13 protein-coding genes and 1 tRNA gene are annotated in these 15232 nt (G+C 34.7%); 2 read left to right on the forward strand and 12 right to left on the reverse strand.

Annotation, left to right across the window (positions count from 1 at the left end; all coding sequences use genetic code 11):
- Positions 1–59: 59 nt before the first annotated feature.
- From AAGD66_RS05330 to ispH, 4 genes are all read right to left on the reverse strand, one after another.
- Positions 60–3392, reverse strand: a complete 3333-nt coding sequence (locus AAGD66_RS05330; protein WP_265041008.1) for a hypothetical protein — start codon at positions 3390–3392, stop codon at positions 60–62.
- A gap of 38 nt (positions 3393–3430) precedes the next feature.
- Positions 3431–5326 carry a molecular chaperone HtpG gene (gene htpG / locus AAGD66_RS05335; protein WP_182309722.1) on the reverse strand — a complete coding sequence of 632 codons (1896 nt, stop codon included), beginning with the start codon at positions 5324–5326 and terminating at the stop codon, positions 3431–3433.
- Positions 5327–5934: 608 nt separating this feature from the next.
- Positions 5935–6192, reverse strand: a complete 258-nt coding sequence (locus AAGD66_RS05340) for a hypothetical protein (RefSeq protein ID WP_264723794.1) — start codon at positions 6190–6192, stop codon at positions 5935–5937.
- 636 nt (positions 6193–6828) lie between these two features.
- Positions 6829–7758 (reverse strand): 4-hydroxy-3-methylbut-2-enyl diphosphate reductase, encoded by a 930-nt coding sequence (ispH, locus tag AAGD66_RS05345; protein WP_341814561.1) that lies wholly within the window; start codon positions 7756–7758, stop codon positions 6829–6831.
- A gap of 20 nt (positions 7759–7778) precedes the next feature.
- Here ispH and AAGD66_RS05350 point away from each other — a divergent pair, with 20 nt between their 5' ends.
- A complete protein-coding gene (locus AAGD66_RS05350; RefSeq protein WP_264723795.1) occupies positions 7779–9326 on the forward strand; it encodes a peptidoglycan D,D-transpeptidase FtsI family protein in 1548 nt (515 codons plus the stop codon).
- 2 nt (positions 9327–9328) lie between these two features.
- Here the strand turns inward: AAGD66_RS05350 and AAGD66_RS05355 are convergent, their stop codons facing one another.
- Together AAGD66_RS05355 and elbB are read right to left on the reverse strand one after the other, a co-directional pair.
- Entirely contained in the window at positions 9329–9637 is a 309-nt protein-coding gene (locus tag AAGD66_RS05355; protein WP_010081942.1) for a hypothetical protein, read from the reverse strand.
- 175 nt (positions 9638–9812) lie between these two features.
- Positions 9813–10520, reverse strand: a complete 708-nt coding sequence (gene elbB / locus AAGD66_RS05360; protein ID WP_039963711.1) for an isoprenoid biosynthesis glyoxalase ElbB — start codon at positions 10518–10520, stop codon at positions 9813–9815.
- Between the two features lie 136 nt (positions 10521–10656).
- Between elbB and AAGD66_RS05365 the strand changes: the two genes are divergently transcribed.
- Positions 10657–11661 carry a hypothetical protein gene (locus AAGD66_RS05365; RefSeq protein ID WP_264723796.1) on the forward strand — a complete coding sequence of 335 codons (1005 nt, stop codon included), beginning with the start codon at positions 10657–10659 and terminating at the stop codon, positions 11659–11661.
- Between the two features lie 44 nt (positions 11662–11705).
- On the opposite strand, the gene AAGD66_RS05370 is transcribed toward AAGD66_RS05365, so the two are convergent.
- The 6 genes from AAGD66_RS05370 to ppa form a co-directional block, all read right to left on the reverse strand.
- Positions 11706–12257 carry a 5-formyltetrahydrofolate cyclo-ligase gene (locus AAGD66_RS05370; RefSeq protein WP_264723797.1) on the reverse strand — a complete coding sequence of 184 codons (552 nt, stop codon included), beginning with the start codon at positions 12255–12257 and terminating at the stop codon, positions 11706–11708.
- Positions 12241–12861, reverse strand: coding sequence for an oxidoreductase (locus AAGD66_RS05375; protein WP_155968434.1), 621 nt, complete (start codon positions 12859–12861; stop codon positions 12241–12243). The genes AAGD66_RS05370 and AAGD66_RS05375 overlap by 17 nt, the downstream gene beginning before the upstream one ends.
- 103 nt (positions 12862–12964) lie before the next feature.
- A complete protein-coding gene (locus AAGD66_RS05380; protein WP_264723798.1) occupies positions 12965–14110 on the reverse strand; it encodes a SurA N-terminal domain-containing protein in 1146 nt (381 codons plus the stop codon).
- Between the two features lie 184 nt (positions 14111–14294).
- Positions 14295–14385: transfer RNA gene (locus AAGD66_RS05385), tRNA-Ser, on the reverse strand.
- A 92-nt stretch (positions 14386–14477) separates the two neighbouring features.
- A complete protein-coding gene (locus AAGD66_RS05390) occupies positions 14478–14639 on the reverse strand; it encodes a hypothetical protein (protein WP_010963140.1) in 162 nt (53 codons plus the stop codon).
- 35 nt (positions 14640–14674) lie between these two features.
- Positions 14675–15190, reverse strand: coding sequence for an inorganic diphosphatase (gene ppa, locus AAGD66_RS05395; protein WP_209473293.1), 516 nt, complete (start codon positions 15188–15190; stop codon positions 14675–14677).
- Positions 15191–15232: the final 42 nt, after the last annotated feature.

Raw genomic sequence — 15232 nt, forward strand, 5'->3', positions numbered from 1 at the left:
TATTTACCGATAATTAACATAATTATAATAAATTATTAAACGATAGACTACTATATTTATTATACATGTACGGCAGTAGGTACTTTCCCCGTGTTGAAAGGTTTTTCAACCTCGCTGTTTTCAACTTGGCTTTTAGGTGTACAGCAGTATATAATTGCAGCGGCAACCAGACAACAAGCTCCAACTGCTATCCCCACTGCTAACATTTCTAAGTAAACAAAGATAGCTATCGAAGCTACTGCAGCCACGACTAGTGTTGAAACAACTATAGTAGACAATGTGCTTTTTTTGATATTCTGTGGAGAATCATTATCTTCTTCACTTGGATCATTATCATTTTCTATATCTTTCATGAGAGGCTTGTGATCATCCAGAGTTATAGTGGAAGCACTATTAGATTGACTTATCACCATACCTATAGACTGCACAGATACACTACTATCATCCACCCCTTTGCTATTCTGCTCTAGATTATCGGCAGGTAGTTGATCACTACCATTCTTTGACACTACACCTACACTACTATCACCTGCACTTTGCAAATTAGTATTACCTTTTTCACTTGAATCATAACTCTGTACCATAGGTTGAGCTTCCAGCAAAAGTACACCATTTTGATTACTTGCAACTTCATCAGTATCTTCACTAATAGTTTCAACCAGACAACTCACATCCCATGAAACCTGCGCATCAACATGAATAACATGCTCTCTATCCACAAAGGATAATACTGTGCTATTGTCCACATAGCCGCTGCTTTGTAAACTCACACCACTTTTTTCCACTTTATTGTTTTCAGTATCACTACTCACAGGAGTTACCTGATCACTTATAGTAGCGCTAACATCTTGTATATCTTTATTGTTTTGATTATCAGACTGTCTACCATTACTTTGAACATTATTCACTTGTCCAGAGTTTTCGTTAGCTACTGAAGGCACTGGTTCTAGTATTGGTGCTGGTTTTGTATCTTGTTCATCAGTTTTAAACGTAGAATTCTTCTCACCATTTGTGCCATTATCTAAAGGATTATCATCATTCGAAGAACCTAGACCACCCGCTTGTTCTACATATCCAGCAGGTTGGACAGGAGCTTGTTTCCTCTTACTACTATCAACTTCAGTGATTACCTTTGAGCCATCATTTTTACCAACATATAGTTCTCTAAATTGCACTTCTTTTTCTTGTTCATTTTTCTTTTTTTCTTCTTTAGATCGTTTTATGCTCTCTTTACGTTTTTTAGCACTATTTTTACCCATTTCACCCTCCTCATAATTATTACCTATAGCTTCCTCTATTGAAGCCTCTTCATTGTTCATAATATTTTTTCCTCTGTCCACAATATTTTTTTCTGTCTGCTTACTGCCAGCACTTTCAAGTCCTGGATTTTCTGATAGAATGTCACTTGTTATAACTGGAATTTCTAATTCATCTGCAACGTTATTACTTCTTTTTCGTATTATAAAAGTTCCAGGAGTTTGGCACATTTCATCCCACAAATCTTGACGTTCATGACAGGAATATTTTTGCACATCAATAGAAAATTGCAGAATATTTCTAATTTGCATTAAACTGAATATTAGATCAATATTCTTTTGACGTTTATTGTCTTTTGGATCTTTAGTGTATTCATCATACACTATGCAAGCAGTCTGAACTAATCCATTTACAATACCTGGAAGACGGCTGTTATATTCACGTAAAGCTTCAGATTGCAATAATTTGTTTTCCTTTTCCAGATCTTCTATGCGCTTTTCTATGCTAGATTTAAAAATCTTACACTCCTCTTGAAAAATTACGTTAATTGCACCCTCTTCTGTGTATAAGTAACATACTTCCTTGACTAAGGAGTAATCTTCTTGGCCTATTGAGTAGTGTGTTGCATTTTTCAGTATATTCTGTATGATCGGCCTAATCACTTGCTCATTATGTGATACGTTTTGATGGATTTCTTTAGTGTAAAAAAGCACCTCGACTATAACGTCTGTGTTTGTGTATTCAACATTAGACAATGCAATCAGAATTGATTCATATATTTCATCAAACTCGTTATTTTTAAATTTTTGATTGAGATAGCCGATAACATCATTGCTGCATTTAGCACATTTTTCACACAAGTGCTCGATAAATGCAATATTACCAGCATCCAATGCAGTTTTCAGAATTAAATCATAAATTTCTTTTCTGCCACGAGCTCCTATGTTTTTCAGGATTTGTTGCCCTAGTATTGTAATAACTTTATCATCCGCAAATGCTTGTTCATATACATCGTAAATGGCATGATCTGCACTATTAGTGTATCGTTTGCACAGGTATTCAATGACAGATGTGTGTTCCTGGCTTATCGCAGTTTCTAATAAAGTAACAAAACTCTTTTTTAATAACTCTTCTGTTGAGGCTTTTTTAGTTAGCTTATTAATATATCTTTCAAATGCACCCAGCACTATCGTGATGAATTCTTCATTTTTGATCAGAGACGCTGTTTCAAGCACACCATACAAAGAATCAGGATTACTTGTTTTTAACACCTGTCCAAAATCTCTTAAAACGTATTCGACAAAAACTGCATTTAATAATTCTTGCTCTTTTCTTAATGCTATAACTGAGAAAAAACCAATCTTATTAGGTTCGACAAGTTGTATAGTTTGATCTTTTAATCTTCCATAAACTCCATCGGTACCATGGAATTTTTCTATAAAAGCTTCAATATATTTTTGACCACCAACAAGGAGAGGTAAAAGACTTAAATTTCCTTCAGCAAAAAGAAAATCCTGATATTGCTCTACTAGCTTGTCATTAGCTGCAATTGCCAATAGTACCAATTCTTTTACTGAATAATCATACTTGAAACCCTCTTGATCAAATTTATATTGTGATAGTACATTTGAATATATATGTTGATGGTTGCTTCCGTTTTGTAACTCCAAATTAAGTTGATTTGAACAGAAATCTTTGAGATTTTCATTATCCAGCGTAATAGACCTGCCTTCATAATCTTCAATATTTTGTACAACCTTGTCTAATTCTTCACAATTATCTTCTTGTATAGCTTGATTTAAGATATTTATAATCTCAGCAAAAGTTAAGTTTTTAGGAATGATACCATATGAATCTTCATCTTTTAACTCTACAGTAAACGACCTATCACAACCATCAGGAAAGTTTGCAAGTATTGCATTCTCTAAACTTAGATCTTCAGGGGGTGTGCTACATGGAGTAGCTGGTATCTCTTGACTTTCGCTATCTAAAACTTCAAACTCTTCTTCAATACCTGAATCTTCAGAATCTGGTTTTTCAAAACCATGCCAACTTTTGATTAATCTTTCAGAATTTGATTGGCCCTGTGAAGTTGTATCTTGTGATACAAAGTCTCTAAAATTGGAACCAAACATGTTTTACCTCCTAACTAGCAGCTAAGCTAAGTATAGCATTAAACAGAAATCTTGCCAAGCAAATTATTCAGTCTCTTAGCAAAGCTGCTCGCGTCATCCATCTCTTCGCCTTCCACGATGCAAGCTTGGTAAAACAATAAGTGAACCATGTCCTCCAATGTTGGGTTTTCACCACTTTCAGCATAAGATTTCATTATACTCTTTATTACAGGATGCTTAGTGTTAATTTCAAGCACCTTTGGCGTGCGGTAATTTAGCTGCTTTTGTTCACGCAAAAAACGCTCCATGCGAAGATCCATAGCACCTTCATCAACCGCTAGGCATACGGGACTATCAGTCAATTTTTTGGAAATTTTTACGCTTTTTACTGAATCTCCAAGCACTGTGGTAAAATATTGCAATATAGTTTCCTCAGTTTTTTCTTCATTCGATTTGTTTTCTTCATTTTTCTTATCTTCTTCTGAAGAGAATTTTTCCAAATCAACATCAGCGCGAGTCACAGACTTAAACTTTTGATCTTTATATTCATGAATTACACTAGTCCAGAAATCATCCACTGGATCAACGAACAGAAGAACCTCCAGCCCTTTACTGACGAACCCCTCAAGTTGCGGACTGTTTTTCACTGAATCGAGGCTATTTCCGGTGAGATAATAGATATGCTCCTGCTCAGGCTTCATTCTGCTTATATAGTCATCAATGCTGACTAATTTCTCATCACCAGTACTATGAAATCTGCAAATTGAGAGTAGTGCTTCTCTCTCATCAGTTGGCATAGCTTCGCAAAGACCTTCCTTTAAAACTGCACCAAAATTGGTCCAGAATTTTGTATATTCCTCTAAATTCTCTTTTGCTTTTTTACCGAGCTCTGATATCACACGCTTAGTGAGAGATTTTCTGATCTGCTCAACAACACGATTATTCTGCAGCGTTTCTCTGCTGATATTAAGAGGCAAGTCCGGTGAATCAACCACGCCTTTCAGAAAACGCAAGTATTGTGGTATAATCTGTACGTTATCTTCAGTGATAAATACTTTATTTACATATAACTTCACAGAGCAACGTCTATCTGGATGGAATAAATCAAAAGGTTTTATAGAAGGAACATAAAGCAAATTTGTATATTCTATTGCACCTTCATTTTTATTATGCAATATCATCCAGGGCTCCCCGCCAACGTGAGCAACACTGCGGAAAAAATCGTTGTGCTCCTCTTGAGTAACGTCATTTTTTGGCTTAGTCCAAATTGCAGCCTTACTGTTTAACTTTTCACTTTTTCCTTCTTCGTCTATAAATTCAACAGGAAAATTTATGTGATCAGAGTAAGTAGTGACAATATTTTCAACACGAAATTTATCTAAAAACTCGTTTTCTTCAGGATGCATAATGAGCGTAATTTTGGTTCCGCGAGGGACTTGATTATCTGACTTGCTGATTGAATATTCCCCATCTCCTTTGGATTGCCAGATCCAAGACTCCTCTTCTCCAGCTTTTCTCGATTCTACTATTACTTCTGATGCAACCATAAAGCTTGAGTAAAAACCAACACCAAACTTCCCAATCAGCTCCACAGTTTGGCTTGAATCCTTGCTATTCTTAATCGCATCCAAGAACTTTTGCGTACCAGAGCTTGCAATTGTACCAAGATTGTCTATTAAATCCTGTCTATTCATTCCAATGCCATTATCAGTGATATATAGCTCGTTCTTATCTTTATTGGAGCTGATAGTGATTTTTAATTCGTCACTCAAATCTAGCAAATTAGGGTTTAGTTGAGATTCATAGCGCAACTTATCACATGCATCTGATGCATTTGATATTAATTCACGCAGAAAAATGTCTTTATTGGTGTAAAGTGAATGAATCACTATATTCAGTACTTTCCCTACCTCAGCGTCAAATTTTAAATTTTCAGTTTCTTGTACATTATGCATTTTGAGCTCCATTATTTGCCTACTACCCTAATAATTTAAGTATTGAATCACGATCTTTCAAGGTCACGTACACCAAAATTAATGTGGGTGTAGTTATTATGACACCCAATTTATGGGATCTCTTGCATAACAAACTTTTGGCAGCGCATTGGATGAAACGAAAAACTTCCTTGACACCCTTCGCCAGCCCCCTTATCATGAAACTGAAGCTATTTATTTATCTTCGCAATCTCTGCAGTGGATTAATGACAAAAAAACTTAATGTATTTGGCGTAAATCATGCTTAATTTTTTGCACTATGTGCACCTCATGTCTTTATCAAATTTCTAGCTACACAAGCTGAAATACGCTATTTAAAACATCAAAAAACGCCAACTTAAAAAATGGATAGTGAATAATTAGCTACCCTAGGGTTTCTTTGCCTTTTTTTCTGTTTAGTAAATTTCTTAACGTTTATAATTTAGATTAGTTGCGGCTTAAAAGCGGCTGAGTCACGGTTATTAAGCGTTTAGAATAAAAAAACGCCATACTTGAAAGTATAATGTAAGTAACTAGCCAACCATCGGGCTTTTTTTGCCTTTTTTTTCGTTTGGTAAATTTTTTAATACTTAGATTAGTTGCAATTTAAGAGACCAGAAATGGTCTGTGCTTGGCACTGGAATAACCTCCTCCTTTGTTATCCCAGTGCCCAGACACTGGGATCCAGGAAACTTAATTGCAAGTAATGCATTGGATTTGGTGAGTATGGGTTTTATGTTATAGAATGAAACACTTTTGGTGAATTTGTAAAGAAAACTGGATCCCAGTGTTTGGGCACTGGGATGACACCATTCTTTTTCCTGGATTCCAGACTGGAATGACACCATTTGTTGTGTTTAACAAAGTTCGTACTTAGCTTCATATTAGCCGTAAATATTTAAGAAATTTACCAAACGAAAAAAAAGGCAAAAGAAGCCCTGGGGTTATTATCCGCTTTAAAATATTGGCGTTTTTTATGTTTTAAACGCTTGACAAGCGAAATTCAGCTGCTTTTAATTGCAACTAACTTACGCTGCAAACGTTTAAGAAATTTACTAAGCAGAAAAAAAGACAAAGAATCCCCGAGTTAGCTAGTCTTTTACTATCTCTGTCGAGTATTGGCATTTTTTGATGTCTTGTAACGCTTTGTAAGCGCGTTCAGCTTATTTAGATAAAAATCTAGATGTAGATGAAGTTTTGTAAAGACATACAGTATCTATATACTGCAAAAAATTGAACATAAGACGCCGATACATTAAGTAATCCTTACCTTTTAATCTGCAGATTGGCGAAAGCAAATACAATAGCTTCAGTTTCATGATAAGAGGGCTGGCGGAGTTTGTCAAGCAAGTTTTTTCGTTTCTATTCCCAATAAAAGTTTGTTATATGGTTATGCAAGAAGTCTAATGAATCGCGGTATGACGTCTTAGCTATAGATGCTGGTTTGTGTGATTTCAAGAGAAGTTTAGTAGATAAGTTGTGTTTTAAACCAGATTCGGTATTTTAAACTGAACATTTTCAGTAATACCACCTGGCATAACTGAAATTTTTACACTCAGGTTTACTTTTAGGTAGTCTATTAATTCATCAACTAATATGTCAGGAGCGGAAGCACCTGCGGTGATTCCTATCTTTTCTACGCCCTGAAACCAGCTTTTATTCACACAGCTGTAATTATCAATCAAGTAGGCTCTTTTTCCTCTGGCAGTGCACAGATCTAATAAGCGGTTTGAATTTGAGCTATTTTTACTTCCTACAACTAATACCATGTCTACAATTTCAGCTAGCTTTTTAACAGCATTTTGTCTGTTTTGCGTTGCATAGCATATGTCCTTTAAATCTGGACCTGTTATGCCTGGAAACCTTAATTTCAAGGCAGCAATAATGTCACGGGTATCGTCGATGCTTAACGTAGTTTGTGTAACATAAGACAAATTATCTGGATCTTTAACCTTTAAATCATATACATCCTGCAAAGTTTGCACTAAAGTGATAGGATTGTTTACTCTTCCCCTAATTCCCTTAACTTCTGGATGGTTTTCATGCCCAATGAGAATTAATTCTTTACCACTGTTTTCATACCTTTTTGCTTCTTTATGCACTTTGTTGACTAAAGGACATGTTGCATCAATCACTTGAATACCCTTTCTTTTTGCCTCATCTTCTATATTTTTTGATACTCCGTGCGCGCTGAAGATCAGTATTCCTTCATTATCTTCAATTTCCTCGATACTGCTTACAAAAACCACTCCTTGTTTCTTAAAGTCCTCTACTATATATTTATTGTGAACAATTTCGTGTAGCACATAAACTTGGCGCTCGTTTTTGTATTTTTCTAAAGTAATAGCTAATATGTCCACAGCTCTTTTTACCCCGGCACAAAAACCTCGTGGTTTAGCTAAGATGATTTCCATTTTTGTCAAATCAAGTAAATATGCAAGCATTACTTAAAAATAAGCTCCGCTCACTGTGTTTTATAGTACCATTATTTACGTTTTATATAATAATTATTTTTCGCATATTCTCTTTAACATTTGATCAACCTACTACTTCAGAAAATTTTAGAAAAGATAATATAGTACATAAACAACCTGATATTTTAGATAGAAATGGAGTGGTAATAGCAACAAATGTGCCCACAACATCACTATATATAGATGCAACCAAAGTAAAGAATCCGGAAAGTATAGCAGCACAACTGTGTTCTACTTTGCATGACCTCGAATACAAGAACTTATATAGAGTACTTACTTCAGAAAAGAAATTTGCTTGGATAAAGCGGCACTTGACTCCAAAAGAATTACTAGCGATCAAAAACGCTGGTGTACCAGGAGTAAATTTTTATGACGACATAAAGCGTATATATCCTCACAGTAATTTATTTTCACACGTGCTTGGTTACACTGACATAGATGGCAATGGTATTGCAGGAGTTGAGGCGTATATAAGTAAAAACAATGAGCAAGAAAAGCCCATAATACTATCCTTAGATACACGAGTGCAAAGCATAGTGCATGAAGAGCTAACTAAAGCTGTAAGCAGATATCAGGCACTTGGCGGAGTAGGAATTGTTTTAAATGTGAGAAATAGTGAAGTCATCTCGATGGTCAGCCTACCTGATTTTAATCCCAACTTACAGAATAAGGCAGAAGACGTACAAAAGTTTAATCGCGCCAGTCTTGGGGTATATGAGATGGGGTCGGTATTAAAATACTTTACAATAGCCGCAGCGCTTGATGCGAACGCTACAAAAACTAGCGATTTATATGACGTATCAACACCAATCACCATTGGAAAGTATAAAATTCAGGATTTTCATAAATCTAAAATTCCAAAAATTACTGTGCAAGATATATTTGTAAAATCATCCAACATTGGTGCAGCAAAAATTGCAGTCAAACTAGGTATTGAAAAACAGGTAGAATACTTTAAAGCTATGAAGCTATTTTCTCCTTTGAAAATAGAAATACCAGAAAAATCCACACCGATAATCCCGGATAAATGGAGTGAAAACACTTTAATAACAGCATCTTATGGTTATGGCATAGCTGTAACTCCTATACATCTTGCACAAACTGCAGCAGCATTAATCAATAATGGGATATTTCATAACGCAACCTTGATGTTGAATAAAAGAAGTATAGGAGAGCAAATTATCTCAAGAAGAACTTCCAGGGAAATGAGAAAATTATTACGTGCAGCAGTAACAGATGGCACTGGCAGAAAAGCAAAAATAAAGGCATATTCAATAGGAGGAAAAACTGGATCGGCGGAAAAAGTTGTAGATGGTAAATATAGCAAAGATGCAAACATAGCATCATTTATAGGAGTGCTAACTATGCTTGACCCAAGGTACATAGTGCTAATTGCTATTGATGAGCCTCAAGGGATGCACCATACCGGGGGAATAATTGCTGCGCCTATAGTAAAGAACATTATAAATAGAATAGCGCCTATACTAAATGTTACACCTGAGATGTAAAATTATGATTGCTTTACTACAACTTCAAATTTATCATCACCAAAATCCTTATTAATATACCAAGAACCATCATCTTTAGTTACAAATTCAAGACCTTTAAGGTCTTTTTTTATTGTCTTTCCATTTTGACCATCAATAGCGATATTAATATCGAATGTAATAATGTCTAGATTTATCATAGCTTCTTTCCCGCTGCACGAATTTAGACTGAACTTGCCTAACATGACATCATTAAAACTCACTTCCCCTGTATAGACATCACACTGACCGTCCACACAACACGTAGTTTCAATATAGAAAAGATCTGACATACAAAATACCTTAAAAAAAAGAACTAAACATATATGGCCACTACACCACACCGCTAACAAGTAGTAAAGCGTCGATAAACCTAAGTTACTTTAGCTACGTAGCCATAATACAGCTAGAAATGTAAAATTCAACAGTTAATTGTGTGATTAATAGAGAAGTCTTATTTAGTACACCTTATAGGAATGGCTGTTTAGTTTTTTTGTTAATCTTTTTTACCATGCTGTCAATCATATGCTTTATCCCTTGATATACAGAGTATGTACTTTCGTCGCTACGCATATAAGCAGAACAGGAAAATACATTATGTTCTTCGTCTTCTATTGATAACTCTGTATCGCATTTTATGTGCTCGCCGCCAAGCCTTTCTATCAACTGTTCTCTGTCATCTCCTATAGTTACCTTAACCTTACTTTCTTCTTTACCTATCTTGCTACTTAAAATTGAAACAATGATGGCTGGAGATATGCATATCGCTCCTATTGGCTTTTTTGTAACAAAAAATTCTGAAACTAATCTTTCAAATTCAGGCATTACTGTCACCATGTCTTTACTTTCAGCTAAGTCAGATAAATTTTTTGCAACCCCGTATCCACCAGGTACAACTAGCATGTCAAAATTTTCAGCTTTGGCTTCTTTTAAGTCATATATTTCGCCTCTTGCGATTCTTGCTGCTTCCACAAGTACATTCCTTTTTTCTTTTGTTGCCTCTTTTGTTCTATGATTCATAACTTGTGTGATATTGATATCAGGTGCAAAGCATTTAACATCCACTTCCTGCTGATCAAGCACAAGCAAACTTAAAACCGCTTCTCTTACCTCTACACCGTCAAGGTGACCACACCCTGATAAGACCACAGCAGCTTTTAATTTTTTTTCACCCATAAAGTACCTTGATTTCATATAATCTAGATATTTTAATACAAATTCTATATTTGGAAAGGGGTATGTTATATCAATTATAATATAATTAATGATTAGTATGTATAATTAGGCATATTTATAATCAACGAAGCTGAATATGGAATCTAGCAATAGTATGTTTTTTGACACTGACTATCCAGAACTAAGAAAAGCTATTTCAGATATAATAGAAAGTATTGCACAATCCTCACAAGAGGGGAAAAAAGAGTTATTTACAACCCTATCAGAACAAGTTAAAGGGATGAACCTCAAAGATTTAGGTTTAGCGATTAATGACCAAGGCTTGCAAAAGGAGGTCAACAAAGAATTATTTATAAAATTCATTGAAGAAGCGCTTGAAGGTTTAACTTCTGAAAATGTTAACTCAAAAATAATAGAAGAGGCGTTAAAATCTGTTAACCAACAAGCAATAAGTAATGTTATAAATAATAATAAAGGTCCACTGGATAATCTAGTCAATTATTTTAAATCAGCCTCTGCAAATAAAAAAATTGGAATAGCTTCTGCCGTAATGGTATTAGGAGCAGCATTTTCTCCGCTTATTGTGCTTGCTACATTAATAGCGCTTGTGGCTATTGGAGCACGTTATGTAGGAATAGGTATAGGAAAGGCAGGGGAAAAAATAAAAGAAGGTGCGATTGAAGCAGGAAAAGCAGTGAAAAGTTCATATAAGGATTTAATAGATAAATTACCTGAGGTTCAAAGAAGAGAAAATAATTTTGAAAAGCTAATAAGCAACTTAATGGAAAAGAATCTTGAAGCTGATGAAGGAGAAAGAACAATGCTTAGTAATGAAATAAAAATAATAAAAATGCTTCAGAATCAAGAGCAACTAGCAGCCATAAGACAGTTAATAAGGGAAGATAAGGCTGGTCTTTTGAACAATCTTATGAGCAAGGGTACTAGTACTCATGAGGAAGACATGGAGAAACTTGTAGATTTTATGAGCGAATTTCAACCTGCAATTATGGCAATTGGTAGTGACATAAAAGAGGTAGAACAAAAAGTTAATAAGAAAGCTCAGGAAATGAAGCCAAATTCTCACTTAGGTATTTCAAGTGCTGCACGAGTTAGTGAAGGAGGAATCACAGGACCAAGTTGATGCATTTTTTTACGCAAAAATTACTATCAGAAAGTGGGGTTACGCTACTCCTTTCTATCCACTTTTTTGAGCAACCCACTTCCACATCTAACACACATCTCAGTGATTATAATATCCAATTTTTGATCATGTTGTTCTACAGGTAAATCTTTACAATATTGTTTCTCATAGGCTACACCTATAAATATTTTTCCAAGTGGCCGTAATTTTTTTATCATTGTATCATACCAACCACCGCCAAAACCTAATCTATTAAAATGATCATCAAAAGCAACAACAGGAGTAATGATTGTGTCGGGAATTACATCTTCATTTGTTTCGTTCCATTCCTCAAATTTTAGTAACTTATTTTTATTAGGAATTGCTACTTTATAATCTAAATCGAGTAAACTATGCATCAAAGGCACAACATCTATTTCTCCATCCATTGGAATGTAAGCCGCAATTGTTTTGCCTTTAACGTAGCTTAAGTTCTGATTAAAGAGATTAATAAGGGAATTTGCTGCATAACTGGAATAACTTTCATCAATATCTTTTCTTATAGCTCTATATTGCTCTCTTATTTCCTTTTTGTGCTGTTTAATATCTTTGAACATGATCTATCCATTTCGCAGTAAGTTTTTCTTGTAAACTATTTTGCTTCAAGCGCTCACTTAAAAAATCAAAGTCAATAAATTCCATATCCTGGTCTTGATTACTGCAGCTATAAACAAAACTCCTTTCTCCTGTTTTCGCATTTATATGCTGCTGCACACACTGAGCGCAGATTTCTTTCATCATACACTGCATAGGAGAATTAACTGACGATATTGCTATATGACTTGACTTCAGATATGGCTTTAAAATTGTTTTTCTAGCTTCATTCACAGCTTTCATCATTTTATCAGAACCAATAGTGATAATTTTATCTATAACGTTCAAATTAATACCTAATCTTCCTTGTTGATAAGAGACTATTGCATCAACTATATTACCATGAAAGGATTTATCTTGATCTCTGCTTGTTTCTATCAATCCTTCTTCACATGCCCAAACTACTGCATTTGATGCACGCTCTATCAGTGCTCGTTTAAATACATCACTTAACTTCTTATAGCCAGCGAAGTACAAAACCTTGTTATTATTTTCAAGACATGCCTTCCCTATCGAAAATAACACTGCATTTCCAACTCCACCACCAATTAGCATTATATTCTTCATGTGCTATTTTAACTACATTTGTTCAAATTTTTTGAAATTTTATAGAACAAAGTAATTTATATAGTTCTATACACAAAGACAGAGACAAGGACACTCTCTGACTTCAACTATACCGATAACTGATAGCTGCATTTTTACGCATATCATCTAATAACAAGTTGCTTTGTATCATAATCTTTTGTTGGTACATTTTCTGTTTGATTGCTTCTATACCCGCTACATTACTCTTGATATCACACAACATCATCAACTTTGCAGTGCCATTTTCTCTCAATTCTACTATTTCATTCACACTTGTTTTACTAAATAAAATCTGTAAATCAGGATTTAAATCTCGCATTTTTATTTCAAATTCTTTTGCGTTTGGCAGCTTAAAATTATCTGCTAATTTATCAAAATTTAAACAATTAACTTTTTGCTCCTTGAGATTATCTAATAAACTTTCTGAACCTTCAACCACAATCTGTTTTAATTTTAAAGTGCTTTCCAGCAGTGCATGATTAAGTTGTACTTTATCTATTACTTTTATAACGGAGTAACCTTCACTGAAACTGAATGGACCTGCTATGTCGCTGGTTTCTAATCCTTCTAAAACGCTCTTGAGTTTTCCTTTTAGCTGACTTAAATTAACTGTTGCTTTACGCATCTTTATTGGAGATTCTGGGTTATTACTGTTGCGTAATTTTTTTACTAAATCTTCAGCTATACCATAAACGTCCTTGTCTTTTTGATCAGGAATTATAAACTCTTGGAACGTGATAAGATAATCCGGCTTTTCTGTTTGCCTTTTTACATCATCTACTTCTTTATCGCTTATATTAATAAATGGCACAATTCTTACTTCAATAATTTTGCTCCACAGTAACTGACATTTTATTTGTTTTCTTAAAATACCAAGATCTATATTATGCTTCTCTATGTATTGATCAACTTCATTAGCCTTAAGTTTAAAACTTTGGGTTAAAAATAACATAATAGCATTATCTAACTCCTCGTTGCTCAATTTTATATTCAGCCTCTGTGCTTCATTGATAATGATAATTTCGTCTATTAGCTCCCTAAGAATTTGAGGCTTTGCTTCTTTTTGATTAACACTTTGAGTGCCAAACAATGAATTTATAAAGTTGATGCGTTTTTCGATATCTAAATTTGAAATTGGTTCACCATTTACATCTGCAACAATTTCAATCTCGGTTGCAAGCAACCTAAGTGGCAACACTATCAACAGTAAAATTAGTATTTTATACATACAAGTAAAGTTGTTTAGTTAATAACCAATTCTATAATAAATACTGAGTCAATGCTAGCCAACTTTTTAATAGTGATCTCAGTGACAATGGAAATAAAAACCATTGCAACAAAATCAGGTACGCTGGTAAATAGGCTAAAAACATGCTAATATAGCGAATTTAAACCGTGCTAAAAACAGTATACGGAAGGAGAGGGATTCGAACCCTCGATACGACTTTTGGGTCGTATAACGGTTTAGCAAACCGCCGCCTTCAGCCGCTCGGCCACCCTTCCAAATTTAGAACCTAAAGATTATATAATACCAAGACCTCTACCACCTGTCTAATGCTTTTAATTGCAATATTTGTATCTGTTCAGATGCATGGCTAATGCTGAAACAAAAATTCCAGTGCTCCCTTTCTTGTCATCCCAGTGTCACGCACTGGGATGACATCGTTTACTATGTGCCATATTGCAATGTTCGTGCAGTTGTGCGCGGTATAGATTCCGCTAACGAGTAGCGGAATGACGAATTTGTTATTTTTCAAATCGTAGAGCCACTTTAGCTATAAATCAACAAAAACTAATTTCCGCTTTTAATAGAGCTTGCAACAATTTGTTTTGCTTCTTCTACACCAACCCATTCTCCAACTGCTACCGTTTTTCCCTTTTCTAGATCTTTATAATGAGAAAAGAAATGAGTAATTTTATCTAGTAGGCTTTTAGATAAGTCAGAATAGTCCTTTATATTGTCATAATAGCTATCAACACTGGAAACAGGCACTGCTAATATTTTCTCATCTTCTCCTTTTTCATCTTTAGTGAGTAATGCGCCTATTGGACGTACCGATATTAAAACACTAGATGCTAAGGGAAATTGAGTTAGCACCAAAACATCCACAGGGTCACCATCACCTGCGCAGGTATTTGGTATAAATCCATAATTGCAAGGATAAGTCATTGAGGTAGATAAAAATCTGTCAACTTGTAACAACCCAAGCTCTTTATTAAATTCATACTTTACAGGCTCAGCATTTGCACTTATTTCAATTACCACATTCACCGCATTTGGTCCCGCTGTTATTTTACTTAAATCCATAAATCACCTCTTAACTTAAGATTATACAATATATGCTTTTAA

Origin of the sequence: Wolbachia endosymbiont (group A) of Dendrolimus pini, from assembly GCF_964026835.1 — a bacterium.
Taxonomy (GTDB): Bacteria; Pseudomonadota; Alphaproteobacteria; order Rickettsiales; family Anaplasmataceae; genus Wolbachia; species Wolbachia pipientis.